We start from the raw sequence: 22,073 nt of genomic DNA, 5'->3' as shown, positions 1-22,073 counted from the left end.
GGGTGATGCTCCCCCTCGGGCTGCTGGTGGCGGCGCTGATGCTGGCCTCGCTGCTGATCGGGCCGGCGGGGCTGGGCGTGGGCGAAAGCCTTTCGGCGCTGGTGGCGGGGGATGGCGGGCCCATGACGCTGATCATGCGCGAGATCCGGTTGCCGAGGATGATCCTGGCGGTGATGATCGGCGGCTCGCTGGGGCTGGCCGGGGCGGCACTGCAGGGCTACCTGCGCAACCCGCTGGCCGAGCCGGGGCTGATCGGGGTCTCGGGCTCCGCCGCGCTGGGGGCGGTGCTGGCGCTTCAGACGGGGCTTGCGGGCGTCTTCGCCCTCGGCCTGCCGCTGATGGCGTTGGCCGGGGCGCTGGGGGGCGTGACGCTGGTGATGCTGCTGGCGGGGCCGCGCGGCGGGTCGCTGACGCTGATCCTTGCGGGCATCGCGGTGTCGGCGCTGGCCGGCGCGCTGACCTCGCTGGTGCTGAACCTGTCGCCCAACCCGTTCGCGGCCAACGAGATCGTCATCTGGATGATGGGCTCGCTGGCCGACCGCTCGATGACCCATGTGTGGCTGGCGCTGCCCTTCATGGCGGTGGGCGTGGCGATCCTGGCCTCGCTGGGCCGGGGGCTCGACGCGCTGACGCTGGGCGAGGACGCGGCCGAGGCGATGGGCGTGCGGCTCAAGCGGCTGCGGCTGCAGCTTGTGCTGGGCACGGCCTGCGTCGTGGGGGCGGGCACGGCAGTGGCGGGTGCCATCGGCTTCGTCGGGCTGGTGGTGCCGCATATCCTGCGCCCGCTGGTCGGCGCGCGGCCCTCGCGCCTCCTGTGGGCCTCGGCCATGGGCGGGGCGGCGATGATGCTGGCGGCGGATATCGCGGTGCGGGTGGTCCTGCCCGAGCGTGACCTGAAGCTTGGCGTGTTGACCGCGCTGGTCGGCGCGCCGCTTTTCCTGCACCTGATCCTCAAGCTGCGGCGGGAGCGGATATGAGCCTGCTGACCCTCTCCGATCTCTCGGTCTCCCTGCGCGGGCGGGACGTGTTCCGCGATGTCTCGCTGTCCATCGGCGAGGGCGAACTGGTGGGGCTGATCGGGCCCAACGGCGCGGGCAAGACGACGCTGATGCGCGCCGCGCTCGGGCTGTTGCCTTGCATCGGAAGAAGCTCGCTGGCCGGGTTGTCCCCCGCCGAGCGGGCCCGCCAGGTGGCCTGGATGCCGCAATCGCGCGAGATCGCCTGGCCGGTGAGCGTCGAGGACGTGGTGATGCTGGGGCGGATGCCGCACATGACCGGGCGCCGCCCGTCGGAGGCCGACCGCGCCCGCACCGAGGCAGCGCTGGACTGGATGGAACTGAGCGGCATGCGCCACCGCGCCGCCACGCGCCTCTCGGGGGGCGAGCAGGCCCGCGTTCTGATCGCCCGGGCGCTGGCGCAGGATACGCCGCTGCTGATGGCCGACGAGCCGGTGGCCGGGCTCGACCCGGCGCACCAGATCACGACCATGCAGACCTTCGGCAGCCTGGCGCAGGTGGGCAAGTCGGTGCTGGTCTCGCTGCACGATCTCAGCCTTGCGGCCCGCCACTGCACCCGGATCATCATGCTGGGCGAGGGCAGGGTGGTGGCCGACGGTGCCCCGGCAGAGGTGCTCACGCCCGAGCGGCTGGCGCATGTCTTCCACATCACCGCGTGGTTCCGCGATACCGAGGACGGGCCGATCTACCAGCCGCTGGAGGTGATCCGGTGAGTGCCGTCACGGTTGACCGCCCGTGGCTGGAGTTCGACCTGGGCCGCGAGATGCAGGTGCTGAGCTGGGCCGTCCACCGCCCCGGCCTGGTGCGGGCGCGGCGCATTCTGTGGCGCGAGGTGCGCAATGCCGACCTGCCGGAAGAACTGGACGTCGAGACGTGGCTTCAGGGCGAACTGGCCGCGCGGGGCGCGCCGGATGCCGTCACCTTCCTGACCTCCCGCGATATCCGGCATGTCACCCGCGCCGCCGCCACCATCGGCGAGATCGAGGCGCAGGCGGTGGCGACCGTGGGCCTGTCGAACGCCGAACGGGTGGGGCACCGAATAGACTACACGGGCCGCGACTGGGGCACGATCAACGTGGCGCTGCGGCTGAACCAGGGCCTGACCGAAACGGCGCTGTTCGAGGCGATGAGCATCGCCGTCGAGGCCCGCACCGCGGCGGTGATCGAGGCCGACATGACGCTCGGCACGGGTCCGGCCACCGGGACCGGCACCGATTGCGTGGCCGTGGCCGCCCCGCCGGGCGCGCATCGCTATGCCGGGCTGCACACCGGGATCGGCGAGGCCGTGGGCCGTGCCGTATATGACGCCGTGCTGGAGGGCGCCTGCCACTGGCTGGCAACGGCGGGCGGGAAGACTGCCTCTTAATGCGGCGCTGCCAGATGCCGGACGACACCGACAGGACACAGCCCGGGTTTGTCCCGCCCGCCGTATTGACATAGAAAAATAGTCGGGTATCAGGCGTGAAACTGCACCAAGCAGTCTCAGTCAGCCAGAACGCCCTCTTTCGTCGCGTTTCAGCCAATCGGGAAACACGACGAACACGAGGGTAACAATGAAATACTACGGATGGCTTCTTTCCAGCGCGGTCGCGGCGCTTGGAACCGCGCAGGTGCACGCACAGGAGGCGGACCCGTATTTCCTGGGCACGCTGCGGATCGAATCGAGCAAGGCGCAGGCGCTGCTGGGCAACGAGGAAATCGACGAGGAGGACCTCGAGAACCGCAACGCCTCGACCACCAAGGACGTCTTCGCGGGCGAGTCCTCGATCGTGGCCAGCGGCGGGGCGGCGATTGCCCAGAAGGTCTTCGTCAACGGGATCGAGGAAAGCCTCTTGTCGATCACCATCGACGGCGCGCGGCAGAACAAGTCGGCCTTCCACCATACCGGCAACGTGCTGCTCGACCCCGCGCTTCTGAAGCGCGTCGAGGTGAGCGAGGGGATCGCGCCGGCCGATGCCGGCCCCGGTGCGCTGGCGGGGCGCATCGCCTACGAGACCAAGGATGCCAAGGACCTTCTGGAAGAGGGCGACAATTTCGGCGGCATGGCCTCGGCCACCATCGGCTCGAACGAGGAGAGCGGGCGCGGCACGCTGACCCTCTTCGGCCGGCAGGGCGGGTTCGAATGGCTGCTGAGCGCCACCCGCCACAAGAGCGGCGATTACGACGACGGCTCGGGCAACCGCGTACCGGGCACCGAGGCGGACCTGACCGACTACATCCTCAAGCTCGCCTATGAAAGCCAGGGCGGCGAGCGGCTGGAATTCTCGGCCTCGCAGACCGAGGACACCGGCACCCGCTCGGCCCAGGCGGGCCCGGGCGGCATCCTGTTCACCCGGCCCGACTTTGCCGCCGTGGTGGGCCGGCCCAGCGTCTTCGTCGACGCCCTGTCGCGCCGCACCTCCTATACGCTGACCTATACCGACGAGCAGCCCGAGGGCTGGTTCGACCCGCTGATCCAGCTCAGCTACAACGAGCAGGAAATCGACGCCTCGGGCGTCTGGGGCGTGAATGACAGCCTGAGCGGCATCGTCCAGAACGAATGGGATATCGGCAACGGCACGCTGACCGCTGGCCTGGACTTCTTTCACGAAACCGCCACCGGGCGGGGCCGCGGGCCGGGCCCGTTCGGCAGTTCCGGCAAGGAAGAGCTGACCAACGTGGGCCTCTACGCGCAGGCCCGGCAGGATGTCAGCGAGCGTGTCTCGGTCTCCTACGGCGCGCGGATCGACACGCAGGAATTCACCGCGGCGACTGGCCAGACCTTCGACGATACCGGCGTCAGCGCCAATGCCGCGGTCGACGTGATCCTCAGCGACCAATGGACGCTCAACGCCGGCCTCGCCTCGAGCTGGGGCGGCTACGAGCTGGGCGAGGCCGCGCTGATCAACTTCGGCGGCGCGTGGACCTACGCGGGCATCACCACCTCGCGCGCCAACGCCGCGCGGATCGGCCTGCGCTATGCCAGCGGCCCGTGGGAGGCGAGCGGTGCGCTGTTCTACACCGAGGTGAACGACATCAACGCCGTGCTGCCCACCGGCGGCAACCGCGGCGCGGTCTCCGACCTCGTGTCGCGCGGCTTCGACGGGTCGTTCGGCTATTACGGCAGCCGGGGCTTCTTCCGCGCGAACTACACCTATGCCGATGTCGAGCTGAACAACGCTGCCATCGGGTCGACCGCCTATTACTTCGGCCGCCCGATGGGCAGCATCGTCGGGCTGGAAGCGGCCTATGACGTCAGCCAGCAATGGCGCCTCGGCGGCACGGCCGAGATCGCCTTCGACAACAACGACACGCCGGTCAAGCTGTCGGGCTACGAGGCGCTCGATCTCTACGCCGCCTACACGCCCAAGGCGGCACCGAATGTCGAGATCCGTCTGGATGTGCGCAACGTGCTCGACGAGACATATGCCTCGCGCAGCTCGGACGGCGTGGGCCTCGGCAACGTGGTGCCGCTGAACGAGCCGGGCCGGACGTTCGAACTGACGGCACGAGTGAAGTTCTGAGGGGTTTCCTTCGGAGACACGAAGAAGGGGCGCGGGTTTCGCGCCCCTTTTTCATTGCGGCATCGGTTGAGCGCCACCCTTGCCCGACTTGAAGCCCCGATCAGGCCGCCTGCCAGTCCATCGTCTCGAAATTCTCGCGGAAGGCGAAGCGTTCGAGATGGGAATCGATGATGTAGCGCGCCACTTTCAGGGCTTCTTCATCCTTGCCCGTGATCCGCACGGTCAGGTCATTTTCCGTGGCGTGCATTTCCGCCGGGCCGGGGGGCAGGGCGGCCGAGGCGGACGTGTCGTCATACTCGACGTCGATCTTGTGGGCAAAGTGCTTGCAGAGCTGTTGCAGGTACTTGCTGGCGTTCTGCGTGGGAAAGACGCCGGTTTCGGTCTTGAGTTCTTCGGTCATGTGCAAAATCCTGACTGTTTTGGAAAGAATTAAGCCTTGCACCGCTTGCTGGCAAGAGCGTATCCAGTGCGCAACCCGCGCCGCCAGCGATCCGCAAGCCACGCGCACCCCGTTGATCAGGAGCGTCCTGCGATGAAATCCCTTGTGGCGGCCGGGCTGGCCGCGTTCCTTTGCGCCTCGGGCCCGGCATGGGCCGAAGAGGTGACGGTGGAAACCGCGCGCGGCGACGTCGCGCTGCAATCCGGGCCGGAAAGCGTGGCCGTCTTTGACATCGCGGCGCTCGACACGCTGGCGGCGCTCGGGGTGCCGGTGGACGGCGCGCCGCGGCCGCTCTACCTGCCATACATCGAGGCGGCAGCAGGAGACACCACGCCCGTGGGCACGCTGTTCGAGCCGGATTTCGAGGCGCTGGCGGTGATGGGACCCGACCTGATTGTTGCCGGCGGTCGGTCATCGCCGCAGGTGGAGGGGCTGTCGCGCATCGCGCCCACCATCGACATGACGATCTGGGGCGCCGACATGGTGGGGCAAGCCAAGGCGCGGCTGAACTCGTATGGCAAGCTCTTCGGCAAGACGGCCGAGGCCGACGCGCTTCTGGCGCAGTTCGACGCGAAGCTGGCCGAGGCGCGGAAGGCGATCGAGGGCAAGGGCAACGGGCTGATCCTTCTGACCAATGGCGGCAAGATTTCCGCCTATGGCGATGACAGCCGCTATGGCTGGCTGCACACGGCGACGGGCCTGCCGGAGGCCTATCCGGGCGTCTCGGCGGAAACCCACGGCGAGGCGGTCTCGTTCGAGTTCCTGGCCGAGATCGACCCCGACTGGCTTCTGGTGATCGACCGGGGCGCGGCCATCGGCGATGCGGCGAATGCCGGGAACGCCGCCGCCGCGACACTCGACAACCCGCTGGTCAAGGGCACCACGGCGGCGAAGCAGGGGCGCATCCTCTACCTCGAGTCCGGCCCGCTCTACATCGCCGGTGGCGGCATCCAGTCGATGCTGGGCACGCTGGACGAGCTGATCGCGGCCTTCGATGGCGAAGGGTCCGATTCTTGAGGCCATGGGTCGCCTGGGCGCTGCTGCTGGGGGCACTGTCGGCGGTCAGTCTCTGCGTCGGCGCCACCTCGATCTTCACCGGAGAGCTTGACGCGGGCTGGATCCTGGCGATCAGCCGCTTTCCCCGCACCGCCGCCGCGCTGCTGACCGGCGTCGGGCTGGCGCTGGCGGGCGTCGTGGTGCAGCAATCGGTGCAGAACCGCATGGTCGAGCCGTCGCTGATCGGCACGCCCGAGGCGGCGATGCTGGGGCTGCTGGCGATCACCCTTCTGGCACCCGGCGCGGCGATCGTCACCAAGATGTCGGTGGCGGCGGTCGCGGCGCTTCTGGGCATGGGGGTGTTCTTGGCTGTCGCCCGCGCCATCCCGCGGCACGACCCGATGCTGCTGCCGATCATCGGGCTGATCTATGGCGGCATCCTGTTTTCCTCGTCGATCTGGATCGCCTGGACGACCGACCTGATGCAGTATCTCGGCACCTGGCGGCTGGGTGAGTTCTCGGGCGTGATGCAGGGCCGGTACGAAATGCTCTGGATCGTGGCGATCGTCGCCGTGCTGCTCTATGCCATCGCCGACCGGATCACGCTCCTAGGCTTCGGCGAGGCGCAGGCGCGCAGCCTGGGGCTGAACTATGCCCAGACGCGGGGCATCGGGCTGGCGGCGGTGGCGGTGATCACTGCGGTGATCGTGGTGACGGTGGGCTACCTGCCGTTCGTGGGGCTTCTGGCACCCAATATCGTTTCGCGCTGGCGCGGCGACAACCTGCGGGCCAACCTGCCTGTGGTGGCGGCATTCGGGGCGGCGTCGGTGCTTTCGGCGGATATCCTCGGCCGGGTCCTGCGCCCGCCCTACGAGATTCCGGCGGGCACGATCTTCGCGGTCTTCGGCGCCTGCGTCTTCCTGTGGATGCTCAATGCCCGGCCGGCACGGCGCGCCCATGGCTGACCGGCGCGTGCTGATGCTGACCGGCGTGCTGCTCGCCGCCGCGCTGCTGTTCCTGACGTGGCACCTGCGCGAGCCGATGGGCTTCATCCTGTCGCTCAGGGCGGGGAAACTGGCGGCGCTGATCCTGGTTGGCGCGGCCACCGGGTCGGCGACGGTGCTGTTCCAGACCATCGTCGGCAACCGGCTGCTGACGCCCGGCATCGTCGGGTTCGACGCGCTCTTCATCTTCCTGCAGACGATGCTGGTGCTGGTGCTGGGTGGGGTGGGGTTCACCCAGCTTCACCCCAACCTCACCTTCCTTGGCGAGACGGCGCTGATGACCGGCGCGGCGCTCTTGCTGTTCCACGTCCTGCTGCGGCGCGGGGCCGAGGACATCGCCCGCATGGTGCTGACCGGCATCGTGCTGGGCCTGCTCCTGCGCGGGTTGTCGGATTTCGCGCAACGGCTTCTGGATCCGTCGGAATTCTCGATCCTGCAATTCGTCACCTTCGCCAGTTTCAACAGCGTCGAGACCGCCAACCTTGGCGTCGCCGGTGGGCTGATCGCGCTGGCCATGCTGGGCGCGCTGCGGCTGGCGCCGTCGCTCGACGTGGCGGCGCTTGGCCGGCCCGTCGCGCGGGGGCTGGGGCTGGGCTATGACCGGGTGGTGATGCAGGCGCTGGCGCTGGTCGCGGTGCTGGTCTCGGCGGCGACCGCGCTGGTGGGTCCCATGACCTTCCTCGGGCTCATCGCCGCCAGCCTTGCGCGCGAGGTGGTGCCGGAAAGCCGCCACGCGCTGCTCCTGCCCGCCGCCGCGGTCATCGGCGCCATCACCCTTGTTGCCGGGCAGTTCCTGTTCGAGCGGCTGCTGGGCCAGCAGGGGGCGCTCGGTGTGGTGGTCGAGTTCCTCGGCGGGCTCCTGTTCCTCGCACTCGTTTTCGGCCGGAGGCGCCTTTGATCACGGTTTCCAATCTCAGCCACGAGGCGGGCGGCGCCCGCATCCTCTCCGATGTCTCGGTCGAGATCCCCTCGGGCGGCATCACCGCGCTGATCGGGCCGAACGGCGCGGGAAAATCCACGCTGCTGCACTGCCTTGCCGGGCTGATCCGCCCGGCGGCGGGCGCGGTGTATATCGACGATGCGCCGGTCCTGTTGCTGGCCGATCGCGACCGGGCCCGCGCCGTCGCGCTGCTTCAGCAATCGCAGACCATCGTCAACCGCCTGACGGTGCGCGAGCTGGTGGGGTTCGGCCGCTGGCCCCATCACCAGGGCCGGCCGGGGCCAGAGGATGCGCGGCTGACGCAGGCCGCCCTCGAGACGTTCGAACTGGACCAAATGGCCGACCGCCCGCTAGAAACCCTCTCGGGCGGACAGCGGCAGCGGGCGCAGGTGGCGATGGTCTGGGCCCAGTCGACGCCGTGGCTGCTGCTTGACGAACCGCTCAACGCGCTCGACCCGAAATACGCCCGTGACCTGATGCACCGCCTGCACGAGCTGACCCGGCCCGGACCCGAGGCGCGCTCGGTGGTGGTGGTGCTGCATGACATCAACGCGGCCGCGACATGGGCCGACCGGGTGGTCGCGATGAAGGACGGGCGCATTCACGCCAGCGGAGAGAGCGCCGAGATTCTGGCGCCGGGCGTACTGGGAGAGCTTTACGAGACCCGCTTCGACGTGCTCGACCACGAGGGGCGGCCGGTGGTGGTCTCGCGCTGAGGCGCCTACTCCGAACGCCGCATCCACAGTCGCGTGACCAGCCATAGCGCCACGCCGATCCCGATCAGCACCGCCGAGATCGCGTATTGCGCCGGGTCGCGCCCCGTCCACGGGCCGACGAGGAAGGCACAGCTCAGCGCGCCCGCCACCGACACGGCGGTCGGGCTCTTGAAATGCTCATGCTCGACCTTGTCGCGCCGCAGCACCAGCACGGCCACGTTGACCACGGTGAACACCGCCAGCAGCAGCAGCGCGGTCGTCCCGCCCAGCTCCGGCACCGCGCCCACGAAGGTCACCAGCCCCGCCGCCAGCAGCGAGGTGAAGAGGATCGCGGTCGCCGGGGTCTGGCGGGAGCTGTTCACCCGGCCCAGCACCCTCGGCAACACGCCTTCCTCGCTCATGCCATAGACGAGGCGGCTGGCCATCAGCAGGTTGATCAGCGCCGAGTTGCCCACCGCGATCATGGTAATCAACCCGAAGACCCACGGCGGAAAGGCCGGCGCACCGGTCTCGACCACCTTCAGAAGCGGCGTGTCGCCCTCGGCCAGCTCCTCGACCGGCACGATGGAAATCGCCACGATCGAGACCACGAGATACAGCAACGCCGCAATTGCCAGCCCGGCGAACAGCACCTTGGGAAAGGTGCGCGACGGCCGCTTCGTCTCCTCGGCCATGTTCACCGAATCCTCGAACCCCACCATGGCGAAGAAGGCCAGCGTGGTGCCCGCGATCACCGGCCAGAATATCCCGTCGGAACTTTCGAACTCGAACGCCTTGCCGATATCCGCCTCGCCCGCGCCGAAGACCATGACGCCGATGCCGATGATGATGATCAGGCCGGTCAGCTCGATACAGGTGAAGACCGCGTTGAGCAGCACCCCCTCGCTCACCCCGCGCAGGTTGATGAGCGCGATGGCCCCGATGAAGGCCAGCCCGATCACCGTCACCGCGACCGGCCCGAATTCGAAGGCGAAGCCGGTCGAGAAATTCTCGGCAAAGGCCCGCGCCGCCGTGGCCGAGGAGGTGAGGCCCGACGACATCACCGCGAAGGCCACGAGGAAGGTCACGAAATGGATGCCGAAGGCTTTCTGCGTGTAAAGCGCCGCGCCCGCCGCCTTGGGGTACTTGGTGACCAGTTCGAGATAGCTGCAGGCGGTCAGCGTGGCCACGGCAAAGGCCACGAGGAACGGCACCCAGACCATGCCGCCGACTTCCTCGGCCACCTTGCCGGTCAGCGCGTAGATGCCGGTGCCCAGCACGTCGCCCACGATGAAGAGCAGAAGCAGGCCCGGACCGATGGCGCGCTTGAGCTTGGTATCGGTCGCGTCTGTCGGGTCGGAGGGGCTGGTCGGATCGGTGGTCTGGGCCATGGCCGTCACTCCGGATCGTCTGGGGGCTACAGTGTCAACACTCTTGATCCGGCCGGGTTCCCGGCCGGACCCACGAAAATTCTACCGGGCAGGCGCATGGGGCAGGGGCGGCAATTCGCCGATGCCCGCGCGCACCATCCGGAACGCCGGGATCGGCCCGCGCGTTTTCCCCGTGACCGCAGCCGACGAAAAGGAGAAAGCAGATGATCGAGATCGGCCATACCCCCGCGAAAAGGCTCGTCACCATCCGCGTGAGCGGCAAGCTGACATCGAAGGAATACGACACCGCCGTGCCCGAGATCGAACAGGCGATCCAACAGTCGGGCGGCAGGCTCAACGCCGTGGTCGAGCTGGACGACATGCGCGGCTGGGATATCGCGACGGTTTGGAAGGACCTGACGTTCGATGCCCGTCATTTCGACGATTTCCGCCGCATCGCCGTGGTCGGCGGGACGAGCGGCGAGAAGCTGAGCGCCAAGGCCGCCGGGGCGCTGACCAGCGCCGAGGTCGAGTTTTTCCTGCGCGACCAGGTGGACAAGGCCGAGGACTGGGCCGCCGCCGACTGAGCGCCCATTCATAGGAGAGTTACAATGTTGGAACCAACCCCTTACACCGTGAACGCCGGGCGTCAGCCCAACGAGGTGCCCGCACCAAGCCCTGACGAATTGCCCGGCCAGCCCGACGAGGTGCCGAACGAGCCCCGCGAAGTGCCGAACGAGCCCCGCGAGACGCCCCGCTGGCCCGACGAGACCCCGCCCGAGCCGGAATAGGAGTCGGGGGCAGGGCGGTTCAGCGGATCAGCCTGTCCCAGTCGCCATAGCTGTCGTTGACGGCCCCGCGCGGAATGCTGAGCGCGATGAGCGCCAGCCCCGCAAGGGCCGAAATGGCGAAGACGCCCCAGCTGGCTTCGACCACGAACGGTGCGAAGAGCAGCGCCACCCCGATGACCATGTTGAACACCCGCGCCAGCCGCGCGACCGGCGCCAGCGCCGTCGCCGCCGTGGTGATCGCCAGCGCCCCGGCCACGTGGAAGGTGCCGGCCATCGGGCTCTCCCACGTGACGAAGAGCGGCAGCAGCATCAAGCCCACCCCCAGCGCCGCACTCGCCGCCAGCGTCCAGGGCAGAGTCATGCCGCCGACCAGCATGTCGCGGATGATCTCGCGCGGGCCGCGCTCGAAATCCTCCGCCGGGAAGCGGGTCGGACCTTCATCCGTATCGCCGGTGAAGAACACCTTCAGCCACGGCTGCCCGGCCTTGTGGCGGCGGCGCAGGAACTGGTAGGTCGCGACCATCTCGTCGACCGAGAACGGGATCTGCAGCACCATCGCCGCCGCCGCGATCAGGCAGAGCGTGCAATAGGTGCCGATCAGGATCGGCTGGATCACGATGAAGAAGATCGACACCGCGCCCAGCGGCACGATCATGATCCCGAACAGCACCGTCAGCCACGGCATCGTCCGCCAGCGCGAGGCCGAGCCGATGGCGCCCACCAGGATCTCGAGCCCGTAGGTCAGCGCCCCCACGCCCGCGTCAGGCACCGGCCACGCCTCCGATACGTCCGAGGTGGTGATCTGTTCCGAGCCGTTCTTGCCCGGCACCGTCCCGTCGAAGAACGGATCCCATATCCCCGGCAGGCTTTCGAGCTGGTAGCCGGTCAGGTAGCGCGAGATGATCAGGCCGACGACCGCCAGAAGGATCACCGGCAGCCGCTGGAACCAGTCCGAGGGCGAATAGCTCCACCCCGGCGGCACCACCGGCCCGGATTGGGCGGCTGCGGCAGACACGCCCGGCGGCGGGCGGATCGCCACGGCGAAGCCCGCGATCAGCATCCCCACCAGCGTGCCATTGGCGTAGGCCGCGGCCGTCGGCGCCCAGAACAGCAGCGGCGCCGCCATCACCCAGACGCCCAGGCCTGCCGTCACCCACCGCGCGGGCCAGAGCCGCCAGGACATCGACAGGAAGGCAAAGACGATGACCAGCGCCCCCGCGACCACGTCGCTGACGGTCATCCACGTATCCTCGTAGCCCAGCAGCGCCGGCGCGCTCATCAGCCATGCGCCGAGCCCGGCATTGACCCAATGCGCCCAGAGCCCGTCGCGATGCGCCTCGCGGTAACGCCGCTCGTGCCGGACGCGCAGCGCCTCGGCATCCTCACTCCGCTCGTCGGCCGAGCGCAGCCAGGCCGGCGGCTTGATCCCGTTGGCGCGGTACCAGCCCGCCGGGTCGTCCTTGAGCGAGGCGACCAGCGCCTCCAGCCCGTCGTGAATGCGGTGGTCCGGCGACCAGCCCAGCCGCTCGCGGGCCCTCGTGATGTCCAGCGCATAATGGTCCGAGGCCATGTCGATCATGAAGGGCCGGATGAACGGCGTTTCGCCCTCGTCGAACGCGTCGGGCACCACCGGCTCGGCCCGCACCTGCAGCTTTGCGCCAAGCCGCGCGACGGAGGGCGGCAGCGACAGCGTCTGCCAGTCCTCCTCGCCATGGATCAGCCCGCCGATCCGGTGCTGCAGCGCGTCGTAATTCATCACCTCCGGCTCGCCCGCCAGCACCTCCAGCCCCGGTTCCAGTTCACCCCGCCGGTCGACCGCCCGCTCGAACAGGTCCAGCATGTCCTCCTGGTGCAGGAAGGCCTGCCCGGCGGAGGTGTCGCCGGCATAGACATGCGATTCCATGTCGCGCTCGTAGATCCGGGCGATCTGGTGCGACAGGGTCGGCACCGCCGTGGTGTCGTCGTAAAGCCCAGCCAGCCGCAGGAAGAGCACGGGAATATCGCCCGCCTCCTCGCGCAGCACCGCCTCGGTCTCGGCCTTGGATTGCGGATAGGCCCAGCGGGGACCCATGGGCGCGGTTTCGTCGATCAGCTCGCCAGGGCGGGCAGGGGCGTGCACCAGCATCGTGCCGGAATAGACGAACTGCTCGACCTCGAAATCCTGCAGGCCCCGGACCAGGTTGCGCGTGCCGCCGACATTGACCTTCTCGTAAAGCGGGCTCTCGCGACCCGAGAAGTCGAAATAGGCGGCGAGGTGAATGACCGAGGCGATGCTGCGCCCGTGCTCCTCGGCCAGCGTGCGGAATGCCAGCTCGACTGACGCGGGGTCCGTCAGGTCGCAGCCGATGCACTTGCCTTCCGCGGCATCCGGCAGGTCGAGCCCGACGACGTTGTATTGTCGCGAAAGTCGGGCGCGCAGTTGCTGGCCGATCCGGCCCATCGCTCCGGTGATGACGACTGTCGGGCGTGTGCTGGTGCTCAAGCCATACTCCTGTAAGCGCCGTGGAAAAGGCAGCGGGCATGCCCGCCCTTAAAGCCAACGTTCCCGTCGGCCCCGATGTTCCCGGCTGCGCCCCGATCGCCGACGTCCTGCCTTGGCAGATTTCCGGCAAAACGCGGACGGCCCCGGAACTTCCGCGCGAGCGGCTTGTTGGGATCACATGACGCAGGACACCCGGAAACCGAACCAACCCGGCCCCGACGCCGCCGAAGGAAACGGCGCCGCGGCCGCCACGCGCCTGCGCGACCACATCGACCGGGGTGGCGCCGCCGACAAGGCCGCCGCGTCCGATCCCGCCGCCGCGCCGCTCGGCACCGATGCCGAGGCCGCCGGCACGCCCCCCACGCGCGAGGAGGTTGCCGTGGCCGAGAAGGCGGAGGCCCACCGCGCCCCGCCCGCCGACCGCAAACGCGGCCCGGCCGAGCTTCAGGGCGCGCGGCTGCGGCCGGGCCTGTTGCTGGCGCTGGTTGCCGGCGCGGTGGCCATCATCGCCGTACTCATAGCCTTCGGAGGCACGTCATGACGCAGTATTCCGACAACCGGGTGCAGGACCGCCAGCCGGGCCTGGAACACGACATGTCCCCGGCGCCCGATTACATGCCGCGCTATCCCGGCTCCGGCCGGCTCAAGGGCAAGGTGGCCCTGATCACCGGGGGCGATTCCGGCATCGGGCGGGCCACCGCCGTGCTTTTCGCGCGCGAAGGGGCCAGGGTCGCCATCCTCTACCTCGACGAGGACCGCGATGCCGAGGACACGCTCGACGCCATCCGTGCCGAAGGGGTCGAGGGCATGGCAATCCGCGGCGACGTGGGCGACCGGCGCTTCTGCTTCGACGCCGTGGCGCAGGTGGCGGGCGAATGGGGCCGTCTTGACGTCCTGGTCAACAATGCCGCCGAACAGCACGGACAGGAAGAGTTCGAGGACGTCTCGGAAGAGCAGATCGAGGCCACCTTCCGCACCAATATCTTTGGCCAGATGTTCATGGTGCAGGCCGCGCTGCCGCATCTCGATGACGGCGCGGCGATCATCGCCACCACCTCCGTCACCGCCTACCGCGGCGAGGATCTGCTGATCGACTATTCGGCCACCAAGGGGGCGATCCTGTCCTTTACCCGGGCGCTCGCACACAAGCTGGCGCCGCGCGGCATAAGGGTGAACGGCGTGGCCCCGGGGCCGATCTGGACCCCGCTGATCCCCGCCTCCTTCCCGCCGAAGAAGGTCGACGGCTTCGGCGAGGGCAGCCCGATGGGCCGCCCCGGCCAGCCCAACGAGGTCGCGCCCTCCCTCCTGTTCCTCGCCTGCGAGGACAGTTCCTTCATGACCGGCCACGTGCTGCACCCCGACGGCGGCGCGCCCACGGCGGACTAGGGACGAAAACCATGCCCAAGCTGATCCTGATCTCCGGCCCGTCCTGCATAGGGAAAAGCCCGCTGGTGAAGGGGATCGGCACGGTCTGCCCGAAGGTGGCCAGCCTGTTCGAACCGCTGGTCCTCTCCACCGACCGCGCCCGCCGCCCCGGCGAGGAAGACGGCAAGGCCTACCATTTCCGCACGCGGGCCGAGCTCGAGAAACTGCGGAAGGCCAAGGGCCACGTGGTTGTCGACAACCGCGGCGACTTGCACGCGCTGGAACTGGCCGCCATCGACCGTATCCACGCCACCGGCCGCCACGCGCTCTACGAGGGGAACCCGCGGCTTCCCGCCGCGCTGCGCGAGGCGGGCGTGCTCGACCGCTACGACACGCTCTCGATCTTCCTCTCGCCGCTCTCTCGCGAAGAGTTGCGCGCGGTTCAGGAGGCCGGGCTCGACCCCGAGGCGCTCGTCACCGACATCCAGCGCCGCAAGCTCCTGCACCGGACCACGCGGCAGGAAGGCATGCTCTCGCGCCCCGATCTCTACGATATCGAGACCCGCGCCACCAGCGCCTATGGCGAACTGCGCGAGGCATGGCGCTACGACGCGGTCGTCCCGCTGCATGACGGCGAGGGGCACGACAACTGGTCGCGCTTCGGCCTGCCCATCGGCAGTGCCCGCGCCGCCATCAGGACGGTGGCGGCCCTGATCTCGGGCCGGCACACCGGCGGCACCGAATACTGGGAGGCCGACCTGCTGCAATGACCTTCCGATGGTCCTGACCCTTCTCGTCGCCGCCGTTGCCGCCTCCCTTTTGATCGGGGCGGCCTGGGGGTATACCCTGCCGCTGCCCGAGCGGGTGGAGGGCAACCTGCTGGCCTTCGGCGGCGGGGCCCTGCTGAGTTCGCTGGTGCTGGAACTCTTCCTGCCCGCGATGGAGACCGCCGGCGCCGGCCCCGCGTCGCTGGCGTTGCTCGCCGGTGCGGCGGGGTTCGCCATCGTCGACCACTGGGTCGACGAGGTCTGGGGCGGGCGCAGCGGCCTGAGCCTGCTGGCCGCCATCTCGCTCGACGGCGTGCCCGAGAACCTGGCGCTGGGGGTCGACCTGATCGGGGCCGGCGCCCGCGAGGTTTCGGCCTTCGCCGTGGCGATCATGCTGTCGAACCTGCCCGAAGCCGCTGCCGGCGCCCGCAACATGCGCAACAACGGCTGGTCCGCCCGCCGGGTGGCGGCGCTCTGGGGTATTGCGGCGCTGGTCCTGTCCGGCGTGACCATCGGCGGCAATCTCCTGCTCCAGGACGCGGGCGACAGCCCGCTGGGCCTGATCCGGGCGGTCGCGGCCGGCGCCGTCGTCGCGTCGCTGGTTACCGAGCTGTTCCCCCAAGCCCACCGCGACGGCGACGACCTGACCGGCATCGCCAGCGCCTGCGGACTGGTCTGCGCAGCCGTCCTGAGCCGTTCGGCAGGCTGATCGGGCAGGGGCCCGCGCATGACACCCTGCGTGCGATTGTCCCGGGAACAAGCACCGCCGCCTGACGGTTTTTCCCATGTGCAGCCCGCGAAATCGCCCGGCGAGGACCGCGAGGTCTGCCCATCCGAGAAAGGACACTCCACCATGACCCATTTCCCCCTGTCACTGTCACGCACCCCGCGCGCACTCTGCGGCGCGGCTGCCGCAGCGCTCTGCCTCGGGCTTGCCCCGGCGGCCGTCGCGCAGGACGGCGAAAGCGAGATGCCGACGCAGGAGGTCACCTTCCTGTCGCCCGAGGGCGAGGAAACCGGCACGGCCACGCTGACCGGCACGCCGCACGGCCTGCTGATCGAGCTCGACCTGCAGAACCTGCCGCCCGAAAGCTGGCACGGGTTCCACATCCACGAAGAGGGCAGCTGCGACCCCGAGGACGGGTTCAAATCAGCCGGCGGCCACTACAATGCCGGCGATACGCAGCACGGCTTGTACCTCGAAGTCGGCCCGCATACCGGCGACATGCCGAACCAGTATGTCTCGGCCGACGGCACGCTGAAGGCACAGGTGCTGAACACCTTCGCCTCGCTCGGCGGTGAAGAGGGTGACGTCGCGGGCCGCGCGCTTGTCGTGCATGGCGGATCGGACGATTACGAAAGCCAGTCCTCCGGCGACGCGGGCGAACGGATCGCCTGCGCCGAGATCGAGTGACGTAAAAGCGGCCGGGCCGGACGCCCGGCCGCTTCATCCGGGCAGTGTGACGGCAGCCGCCTCAGACGTCGTCCGAGATCGGGTCGTTGCCCTGCTTGTCCTGTTCCTGTGAAAGAATCTCGTGCACCTCGCGCATCAGGGCATCGCGCCCCTCGCGGTGATGCTCGTGCGCGGCCTCGGCCTGGGACAGCCCGGTCAGGACCGACTTGAGATACTGCTCGCGATTGCCAGCCGAGTAGCCTTCGTCGAGCAGCAACTCGTGCAATTCCTCTGGCCCGATGAACCCGCCCTCGCGGGTGCGGAACTTCGTGATATCCGGAGCGTGTGACATGGTTTTCCTCCTGACCAGCCAACAGCCACCCCGCCGCGAATGTTCCTGTCTCAACCACGGCCACCCCGTTCCCTCAGGCCGGTTTCCGCCGGCCCGTAGGAAGGATGCCGCTCAGACCTCGCCCGAGGGGGAACGTATGCTACATATCCTTCAGGCATTGGGTCGCACGAAATCGTGAGTATCGCGCCAGGCCCCGCATGGCGGGCGCGGGCCTCCCGCTTCCCCGCGGGAAACAGCCTGCCCGGTTGCGCCGGCCGGTCGAAAACCAGATATCGGGGTAAGACGGAACCTCGAGAAAGGTAATCCCATGTCCGCCCGAAGGGTGCTTATCCTGGAAGACCAGAACGTGGTCGCGCTCGACGTGGCCTCGATGCTCGAAGACAGGGGATACCACCCCGTCATCGTCTGCAACTCCGCCGAGGGCGCCAACCGCGCCATCGACCTTGCCCTGCCGGATATCGGCATCGTCGATCTCGGGCGCCGGGAACGCAGCAAGCGGCTCGACACCGCGGTGCGCCTCGCCGGGCATGCCCGCCCGGTGCTGTTCCTGACCGATGGCGCCAACCCGCTGAACGACCTGCCCGACGCCATGCGGGACTACGATGTCATCGTGAAACCGTTCAGCGATACTTGCGTCATGCGGTCGGTGGAATTGCTCGTGCTGGGCAAGGGCCTTCAGGGGCTCGACCTGCCGGGCGAAACCGCCGCGACCCTCCAGGACCCCGAGGTGCCTGACGGGCGCGCGACCTGAGGCCCGCATGCGATCGACGCACCAGGCCGGTAAGAGGCAGGAACCATGAGCGGCAACAGGCAGGACGAGGTGATTACCTTCCTGGGCAGCCCGGCCCCCCATGGCGGCGCCGAGCCCGATCATGTCGAAACCCATGGCGCCCATGTCTTCCTGGCCGGCGATACCGCGCTGAAGGTCAAGAAGGCGGTGCATTTCGACTATCTCGACTACACCGGGCTCGAGACCCGCGAGACCATGCTGCGCCGCGAACTGGAGCTCAACAGGCCCGCCGCGCCGCAGATCTACCGCGATGTCGTTCCCGTCACCCGCGACGGCGACGATCTCGTCCTCGACGGGGACGGCGAGCCGGTGGAATGGGTGCTGCGGATGCAGCGCTTCCCGAAGGAGAACGAGCTTTCGGAACTGGCGGCGCGTGGCGCGCTGACCGACGACCTGGCCGACAGCCTCGGCCACGAGATCGCCGCCTATCACGACACCGCCCCGCGGCGCGAGGGCAACGGGGCCGCCCGGATCGAGGCCATCCTCGACGAGCTCGACACCGCCTTCGCCGAAATGCAGGGCGCGCTCGGCCCCGACCGGCCCGCCGCGTTCTCACGCCGCGCCCGCGCCGCCTTCGACCGTGCCGCGCCGCTGCTCGACACCCGCGCCACCGACGGCCAACTCCGGCGCTGCCACGGCGACCTGCACCTGCGCAACCTCGTGCTGATCGATGGCAGGCCGGTCCTTTTCGACGCGCTGGAATTCGACGAGGAGCTGGGCACCTGCGACGTGCTCTACGACCTTGCCTTCCTGGTGATGGACCTGCTGAACAGGGGCCTCTCACGCCCTGCGAACATCGTGCTGAACGCCTGGCTCTATGCCCATGAAGGGCGGCAGGACGCGGGTCTGGCGGCGCTACCGCTCTTCCTTGCCCTGCGGGCGGGCATCCGCGCCATGGTCACGGTCCAGGCCGGCGGGGGCGACGCCCAACGGGTCCGGGACGAGGCGCAGGGCTACCTCGACACCGCCCTGCAAGCCCTGCAGGAAACCGGCCCCCGGCTCGTCGCGGTGGGCGGGCTGTCTGGCACCGGGAAATCCACCCTCGCACGCCAGCTGGCCCCCGGCATCGGGCGCCCGCCCGGCGCGGTGCACCTGCGCAGCGATCTCGAACGCAAGGCGCTGGCCGGCGTGGCGCCATCCGATCCCCTGCCGAAGGACAGCTACACCGGGGCCGCCGCCCGCGCCGTCTACACCCGCCTGTCCGACCGCGCCCGCTACCTGCTCGCCACGGGCCAGTCGGTGCTGCTCGACGCCACCTTCCTGTCGCCCGACGAACGGCACGGGGCAGCGCGGCTGGCGCAAGACCTATCCGTGCCGTTCACCGGCCTCTGGCTCGATGCGCCGCTCGACACCCTGACCCGCCGCGTCACCGCACGGCGGGGCGATGCCTCGGATGCCGACGCCGAGGTCGTGCGCGCGCAGACGGAAAAGGAAACCGGCCCGGTCGACTGGCACCGCATCGACGCCTCGCGCGGGATCGAGGAGATGACCCAGGCGGCGCAAGGCCTCCTCGGGCCCGGTTCGAAAAGCTAGCCGATCTGCGTTTGCAGCCATGAACCACACGCCTCCGGACCTCGCGCGGAAGGCAGCCCCGACGTCTCATGCCTCACGGCACGCCGAGGCTCCGGGGACACAAGCGGCCAACAAGGCCGCCGCGAAGCGTCAGCCTGCGCGGGTGGCACCGACCGCGACCGGGGCACATCCAGTGAAATCAGTAGCTTAGGGATTTTTGGCTCCGGCGGTAGGGATCGAACCTACGACCAATTGATTAACAGTCGGGTTTGAGGGGCAAACTTCCCCTAACTATGTAAAACTATCGCTGCTCTAAAATGGCTTATTTTTCTGGACAAGATGTATATTGTTATGGAAAGTTACTAACGTGGGGTAACACTGTAAAACACCAAAATCCGTTACCCCAGCGTTACCCCGGGATCAGGGGTGACGGGCGAAAAACGGGCCGATCGACCATTTGACGAAACAAAACATGGTCGCCTTCCCGGGTAGCAGAGAGGCGATTTGACCATGGCGAAAGCGTTGACGACCAAGTGGGTGGAAGCTCTTAAGCCGACGCAAACCAGACGCGAAATTCCGGATCCTGCGCTGACCGGTTTGTACCTCGTGGTTCAGCCTTCCGGCGCGAAATCCTGGGCTGTGCGTTACCGATACGCCGGCAAGCCGAAAAAGCTGACCTTGGGCAAGTGGCCGATCATGGGGGTCGCGGATGCACGCGCCGCCGCGTCAGAGGCGATCGAAGCTGTCGAGCGGGGTGACGACCCGAGCGCAGCAAAGAAGAGCGCCAAGGCCGCTCGGATCGAAGCGCAATTGTCCGAGCGTGACAAGATCAAGACGCTCATCGAGCAGTACGCAAAGCGGCACCTTTCGGGCCTGAAATCCGGCGCCACCGTGAGGCGCGAACTCGAGCGGCACGTAGTTGCCGCTTGGGGAGAGCGGGACATTCAAGACATTACCCGCCGCGACGTGATCGACCTTTTGGATCGGATAGCAGACAGCGGCCGGGTGGTGAGCGCAAACCGCGTTCGTAGCTATATCGGCACGTTTTTCAATTGGGCGGTGGATCGCGATATCATCTCCGCGTCACCCGCGCAGGGCGTGAAGCCTGTAGCGAAGGAAAAGGCCCGCGACCGTGTTCTGAGCGATGATGAGATCCGCTGGTTCTGGCGCGCCTGCGATGAACTGGGCTTTCCTTGGGGGCCGTTTGGCAAAACTTTGCTGCTGACCGCCCAGCGGCTCGGAGAGGTCGCCGGAATCGCAGACGCCGAGATTGAGGGCGATACGTGGCACCTGTCTGGGGATCGCACCAAAAACGGGCGACCCCATACCGTACCGCTTTCCGATACCGTGCGCTCTGTGCTCGCAGCGGTGGAGCGCGTCGAGGGTCGCGCCGGGCTAATCTATACCACGACAGGCCGAAGCCCCCTCAGCGGCTTCCACAAGGGCCGCAATCACATTGCCGAACATATGGCGGAGCTTGCCAGCGAGGAAGCCGGAGAGCCGGTGGAGCTCGAGCGTTGGACATTTCACGATTTGCGCCGTACGGCCGCGACGGGCATGGCGCGGCTTGGCATTCCTGTGCGTGTCACAGAGGCAGTTCTGAACCACGTAAGCGGCACGGGTGGCGGGATTGTGGCCGTGTATCAGCGACATGACTATGCCGACGAAAAGCGCGCGGCATTGGACGCATGGGCGCGGCTGGTGGCCGATCTGGTCGAGGGCAAGGCGGACAACGTTGTTCGGATCGGTGAGGCCCGCTGATGGACCACGTCGACAGCTTGTTGAAGATGGTCGACTTGTCTGATGACAAGGAGGCGCGCCGCTGGCTTTCAATCGCCCTCGACGGATTGACGCTGCGGGATGAAGCTTTCAATCAGGTGGGGCCAAAGGCGCATGATGAAATTCTGTCGGAAATCGAACAGCTCGCCGCTCAGATGCAGAAGCGATTGCGCCGCCTTCGCGCAAAGGAGTTAAGCCGCGCGCATTCTGATTTCTGGGCTCACCCTGGACTTGGACCAATCGCGGCCGGCAACCTCGAGCGGCCCGAGGTTCTGGCGACCTTATCGGCGATCCAGGCGGCCGCGGCAGAAGGCCAATGGAATACGCGAGGACAGCCGCCGAAGCATCGCAAGCAAGCTATCATCGATGCGGCTTTGGCGTTTTTTGTTCGGTTCGTTGACGGAACGCCATCGGGCACGCCAAGCGGCGACTTCGGTCAATTCGCTTTTGCATTTCACTCCGCTGTCACTGGCAGCGATGAGAGCGTCGACGGTCAGGTGCGGTCGGCCGTGAAGGGGCGACTTGAGGTCGTGCGGGCCCGCATAGATTGAGTATTTAATCCGCTGAATTCGGTTCACTAAAAACGCAGACGGCAGTGTACAGCGTGAGCCAATGTTGCGCCATGTTGTAACATCATAGGAGCGCATCATGGCAAAATCCGAAAACTGCAACCCGAACCAACGGATCCCCGCGAGTACCGTACAGCAGCTTTGCGGCGGCATCTCTTCGATGACGCTGCACCGCTGGCTGCACAATCCGGATCTGGATTTCCCCCGACCGATCTACATCGGCAATCGACGTTACTGGCGTGAAACCGAAATCATCGAATGGCTGGAATCTCGTGAGGTGGCCTGATGGTGGAAATGACAAACCCCGGCG

At 68.0% G+C, this 22,073-nt stretch carries 24 protein-coding genes; 20 read left to right on the top strand and 4 right to left on the bottom strand.

Annotation, left to right across the window (positions count from 1 at the left end):
* Positions 1 to 5 precede the first annotated feature (5 nt).
* From QUV18_RS13910 to QUV18_RS13895, 4 genes are all read left to right on the top strand, one after another.
* Positions 6 to 977, top strand: a complete 972-nt coding sequence (locus tag QUV18_RS13910; protein ID WP_300894581.1) for an iron ABC transporter permease — start codon at positions 6 to 8, stop codon at positions 975 to 977.
* Complete coding sequence (locus QUV18_RS13905) at positions 974 to 1,729, top strand: ABC transporter ATP-binding protein (protein WP_300894580.1); 756 nt, start codon at positions 974 to 976, stop codon at positions 1,727 to 1,729. Before QUV18_RS13910 ends, QUV18_RS13905 begins: the two co-directional genes overlap by 4 nt.
* Positions 1,726 to 2,382: an adenosylcobinamide amidohydrolase gene (locus QUV18_RS13900; protein WP_300894579.1), complete on the top strand. Its 657-nt coding sequence runs from the start codon at positions 1,726 to 1,728 to the stop codon at positions 2,380 to 2,382. Before QUV18_RS13905 ends, QUV18_RS13900 begins: the two co-directional genes overlap by 4 nt.
* Before the next feature lie 187 nt (positions 2,383 to 2,569).
* The gene (locus QUV18_RS13895; protein ID WP_300894578.1) at positions 2,570 to 4,519 is read left to right on the top strand and encodes a TonB-dependent receptor; all 1,950 of its coding nucleotides are present in this window, start codon (positions 2,570 to 2,572) and stop codon (positions 4,517 to 4,519) included.
* A gap of 100 nt (positions 4,520 to 4,619) precedes the next feature.
* Here QUV18_RS13895 and QUV18_RS13890 read toward each other — a convergent pair whose 3' ends face one another.
* Positions 4,620 to 4,919, bottom strand: coding sequence for a DUF2218 domain-containing protein (locus tag QUV18_RS13890; RefSeq protein ID WP_300894577.1), 300 nt, complete (start codon positions 4,917 to 4,919; stop codon positions 4,620 to 4,622).
* A gap of 132 nt (positions 4,920 to 5,051) precedes the next feature.
* Here QUV18_RS13890 and QUV18_RS13885 point away from each other — a divergent pair, with 132 nt between their 5' ends.
* Genes QUV18_RS13885 through QUV18_RS13870 form a run of 4 tightly spaced genes read left to right on the top strand, consistent with a single transcriptional unit; the run spans position 5,052 to position 8,614 of the window.
* Positions 5,052 to 5,975 (top strand): siderophore ABC transporter substrate-binding protein, encoded by a 924-nt coding sequence (locus QUV18_RS13885; protein ID WP_300894576.1) that lies wholly within the window; start codon positions 5,052 to 5,054, stop codon positions 5,973 to 5,975.
* Complete coding sequence (locus QUV18_RS13880; RefSeq protein ID WP_300894575.1) at positions 5,972 to 6,919, top strand: iron chelate uptake ABC transporter family permease subunit; 948 nt, start codon at positions 5,972 to 5,974, stop codon at positions 6,917 to 6,919. The genes QUV18_RS13885 and QUV18_RS13880 overlap by 4 nt, the downstream gene beginning before the upstream one ends.
* Positions 6,912 to 7,856 (top strand): iron chelate uptake ABC transporter family permease subunit, encoded by a 945-nt coding sequence (locus QUV18_RS13875; RefSeq protein WP_300894574.1) that lies wholly within the window; start codon positions 6,912 to 6,914, stop codon positions 7,854 to 7,856. The genes QUV18_RS13880 and QUV18_RS13875 overlap by 8 nt, the downstream gene beginning before the upstream one ends.
* A complete protein-coding gene (locus QUV18_RS13870; RefSeq protein WP_300894573.1) occupies positions 7,853 to 8,614 on the top strand; it encodes an ATP-binding cassette domain-containing protein in 762 nt (253 codons plus the stop codon). Before QUV18_RS13875 ends, QUV18_RS13870 begins: the two co-directional genes overlap by 4 nt.
* Positions 8,615 to 8,619: 5 nt before the next feature.
* Here QUV18_RS13870 and QUV18_RS13865 read toward each other — a convergent pair whose 3' ends face one another.
* Positions 8,620 to 9,984, bottom strand: coding sequence for an APC family permease (locus tag QUV18_RS13865; RefSeq protein ID WP_300894572.1), 1,365 nt, complete (start codon positions 9,982 to 9,984; stop codon positions 8,620 to 8,622).
* A 203-nt stretch (positions 9,985 to 10,187) separates the two neighbouring features.
* On the opposite strand from QUV18_RS13865, the gene QUV18_RS13860 reads away from it, so the two are divergent.
* A complete protein-coding gene (locus tag QUV18_RS13860) occupies positions 10,188 to 10,550 on the top strand; it encodes an STAS/SEC14 domain-containing protein (protein WP_300894571.1) in 363 nt (120 codons plus the stop codon).
* Between the two features lie 24 nt (positions 10,551 to 10,574).
* Entirely contained in the window at positions 10,575 to 10,754 is a 180-nt protein-coding gene (locus QUV18_RS13855) for a hypothetical protein (protein WP_300894570.1), read from the top strand.
* Between the two features lie 19 nt (positions 10,755 to 10,773).
* Here the strand turns inward: QUV18_RS13855 and QUV18_RS13850 are convergent, their stop codons facing one another.
* Positions 10,774 to 13,236 (bottom strand): vitamin K epoxide reductase family protein, encoded by a 2,463-nt coding sequence (locus QUV18_RS13850; protein WP_300894569.1) that lies wholly within the window; start codon positions 13,234 to 13,236, stop codon positions 10,774 to 10,776.
* 178 nt (positions 13,237 to 13,414) lie between these two features.
* On the opposite strand from QUV18_RS13850, the gene QUV18_RS13845 reads away from it, so the two are divergent.
* From QUV18_RS13845 to QUV18_RS13825, 5 genes are all read left to right on the top strand, one after another.
* A complete protein-coding gene (locus tag QUV18_RS13845; protein ID WP_300894568.1) occupies positions 13,415 to 13,777 on the top strand; it encodes a hypothetical protein in 363 nt (120 codons plus the stop codon).
* On the top strand, positions 13,774 to 14,622 hold the full coding sequence (locus QUV18_RS13840; protein WP_300894567.1) for an SDR family oxidoreductase: 849 nt from the start codon (positions 13,774 to 13,776) through the stop codon (positions 14,620 to 14,622). Before QUV18_RS13845 ends, QUV18_RS13840 begins: the two co-directional genes overlap by 4 nt.
* Positions 14,623 to 14,633: 11 nt before the next feature.
* Positions 14,634 to 15,371 carry a hypothetical protein gene (locus tag QUV18_RS13835; protein WP_300894566.1) on the top strand — a complete coding sequence of 246 codons (738 nt, stop codon included), beginning with the start codon at positions 14,634 to 14,636 and terminating at the stop codon, positions 15,369 to 15,371.
* A 7-nt stretch (positions 15,372 to 15,378) separates the two neighbouring features.
* The gene (locus QUV18_RS13830; protein WP_300894565.1) at positions 15,379 to 16,077 is read left to right on the top strand and encodes a zinc transporter; all 699 of its coding nucleotides are present in this window, start codon (positions 15,379 to 15,381) and stop codon (positions 16,075 to 16,077) included.
* A gap of 144 nt (positions 16,078 to 16,221) precedes the next feature.
* Positions 16,222 to 16,782: a superoxide dismutase family protein gene (locus QUV18_RS13825; RefSeq protein WP_300894564.1), complete on the top strand. Its 561-nt coding sequence runs from the start codon at positions 16,222 to 16,224 to the stop codon at positions 16,780 to 16,782.
* Between the two features lie 61 nt (positions 16,783 to 16,843).
* Here the strand turns inward: QUV18_RS13825 and QUV18_RS13820 are convergent, their stop codons facing one another.
* On the bottom strand, positions 16,844 to 17,113 hold the full coding sequence (locus tag QUV18_RS13820; RefSeq protein ID WP_300894563.1) for a hypothetical protein: 270 nt from the start codon (positions 17,111 to 17,113) through the stop codon (positions 16,844 to 16,846).
* A gap of 307 nt (positions 17,114 to 17,420) precedes the next feature.
* Between QUV18_RS13820 and QUV18_RS13815 the strand changes: the two genes are divergently transcribed.
* From QUV18_RS13815 to QUV18_RS13795, 5 genes are all read left to right on the top strand, one after another.
* The gene (locus QUV18_RS13815) at positions 17,421 to 17,864 is read left to right on the top strand and encodes a hypothetical protein (protein ID WP_300894562.1); all 444 of its coding nucleotides are present in this window, start codon (positions 17,421 to 17,423) and stop codon (positions 17,862 to 17,864) included.
* A gap of 45 nt (positions 17,865 to 17,909) precedes the next feature.
* Complete coding sequence (locus tag QUV18_RS13810; protein WP_300894561.1) at positions 17,910 to 19,436, top strand: bifunctional aminoglycoside phosphotransferase/ATP-binding protein; 1,527 nt, start codon at positions 17,910 to 17,912, stop codon at positions 19,434 to 19,436.
* A 489-nt stretch (positions 19,437 to 19,925) separates the two neighbouring features.
* A complete protein-coding gene (locus tag QUV18_RS13805) occupies positions 19,926 to 21,176 on the top strand; it encodes a site-specific integrase (RefSeq protein ID WP_300894560.1) in 1,251 nt (416 codons plus the stop codon).
* A complete protein-coding gene (locus QUV18_RS13800) occupies positions 21,176 to 21,745 on the top strand; it encodes a hypothetical protein (protein WP_300894559.1) in 570 nt (189 codons plus the stop codon). The genes QUV18_RS13805 and QUV18_RS13800 overlap by 1 nt, the downstream gene beginning before the upstream one ends.
* A gap of 97 nt (positions 21,746 to 21,842) precedes the next feature.
* On the top strand, positions 21,843 to 22,049 hold the full coding sequence (locus tag QUV18_RS13795) for an AlpA family phage regulatory protein (protein WP_300894558.1): 207 nt from the start codon (positions 21,843 to 21,845) through the stop codon (positions 22,047 to 22,049).
* Positions 22,050 to 22,073: the final 24 nt, after the last annotated feature.

It is taken from the genome of Roseovarius sp., from assembly GCF_030373445.1.
GTDB lineage: Bacteria > Pseudomonadota > Alphaproteobacteria > Rhodobacterales > Rhodobacteraceae > Roseovarius.
The sequence above is the reverse complement of the archived record's forward strand: the minus strand, read 5'-3'. Positions and strand labels throughout refer to the sequence as shown.

Excerpts from the sequence above, each read along its gene's own strand:
- QUV18_RS13885 (WP_300894576.1), top strand. The coding sequence starts at position 5,052 with ATGAAATCCCTTGTGGCGGCCGGGCTGGCCGCGTTCCTTTGCGCCTCG.
- QUV18_RS13795 (WP_300894558.1), top strand. The coding sequence starts at position 21,843 with ATGGCAAAATCCGAAAACTGCAACCCGAACCAACGGATCCCCGCGAGT.
- QUV18_RS13875 (WP_300894574.1), top strand. The coding sequence starts at position 6,912 with ATGGCTGACCGGCGCGTGCTGATGCTGACCGGCGTGCTGCTCGCCGCC.
- QUV18_RS13910 (WP_300894581.1), top strand. The coding sequence starts at position 6 with ATGCTCCCCCTCGGGCTGCTGGTGGCGGCGCTGATGCTGGCCTCGCTG.
- QUV18_RS13820 (WP_300894563.1), bottom strand. The coding sequence starts at position 17,113 with ATGTCACACGCTCCGGATATCACGAAGTTCCGCACCCGCGAGGGCGGG.
- QUV18_RS13830 (WP_300894565.1), top strand. The coding sequence starts at position 15,379 with ATGGTCCTGACCCTTCTCGTCGCCGCCGTTGCCGCCTCCCTTTTGATC.
- QUV18_RS13890 (WP_300894577.1), bottom strand. The coding sequence starts at position 4,919 with ATGACCGAAGAACTCAAGACCGAAACCGGCGTCTTTCCCACGCAGAAC.
- QUV18_RS13905 (WP_300894580.1), top strand. The coding sequence starts at position 974 with ATGAGCCTGCTGACCCTCTCCGATCTCTCGGTCTCCCTGCGCGGGCGG.
- QUV18_RS13805 (WP_300894560.1), top strand. The coding sequence starts at position 19,926 with ATGGCGAAAGCGTTGACGACCAAGTGGGTGGAAGCTCTTAAGCCGACG.
- QUV18_RS13815 (WP_300894562.1), top strand. The coding sequence starts at position 17,421 with ATGTCCGCCCGAAGGGTGCTTATCCTGGAAGACCAGAACGTGGTCGCG.
- QUV18_RS13840 (WP_300894567.1), top strand. The coding sequence starts at position 13,774 with ATGACGCAGTATTCCGACAACCGGGTGCAGGACCGCCAGCCGGGCCTG.
- QUV18_RS13865 (WP_300894572.1), bottom strand. The coding sequence starts at position 9,984 with ATGGCCCAGACCACCGATCCGACCAGCCCCTCCGACCCGACAGACGCG.
- QUV18_RS13825 (WP_300894564.1), top strand. The coding sequence starts at position 16,222 with ATGACCCATTTCCCCCTGTCACTGTCACGCACCCCGCGCGCACTCTGC.
- QUV18_RS13860 (WP_300894571.1), top strand. The coding sequence starts at position 10,188 with ATGATCGAGATCGGCCATACCCCCGCGAAAAGGCTCGTCACCATCCGC.
- QUV18_RS13800 (WP_300894559.1), top strand. The coding sequence starts at position 21,176 with ATGGACCACGTCGACAGCTTGTTGAAGATGGTCGACTTGTCTGATGAC.
- QUV18_RS13895 (WP_300894578.1), top strand. The coding sequence starts at position 2,570 with ATGAAATACTACGGATGGCTTCTTTCCAGCGCGGTCGCGGCGCTTGGA.
- QUV18_RS13855 (WP_300894570.1), top strand. The coding sequence starts at position 10,575 with ATGTTGGAACCAACCCCTTACACCGTGAACGCCGGGCGTCAGCCCAAC.
- QUV18_RS13810 (WP_300894561.1), top strand. The coding sequence starts at position 17,910 with ATGAGCGGCAACAGGCAGGACGAGGTGATTACCTTCCTGGGCAGCCCG.
- QUV18_RS13835 (WP_300894566.1), top strand. The coding sequence starts at position 14,634 with ATGCCCAAGCTGATCCTGATCTCCGGCCCGTCCTGCATAGGGAAAAGC.
- QUV18_RS13845 (WP_300894568.1), top strand. The coding sequence starts at position 13,415 with ATGACGCAGGACACCCGGAAACCGAACCAACCCGGCCCCGACGCCGCC.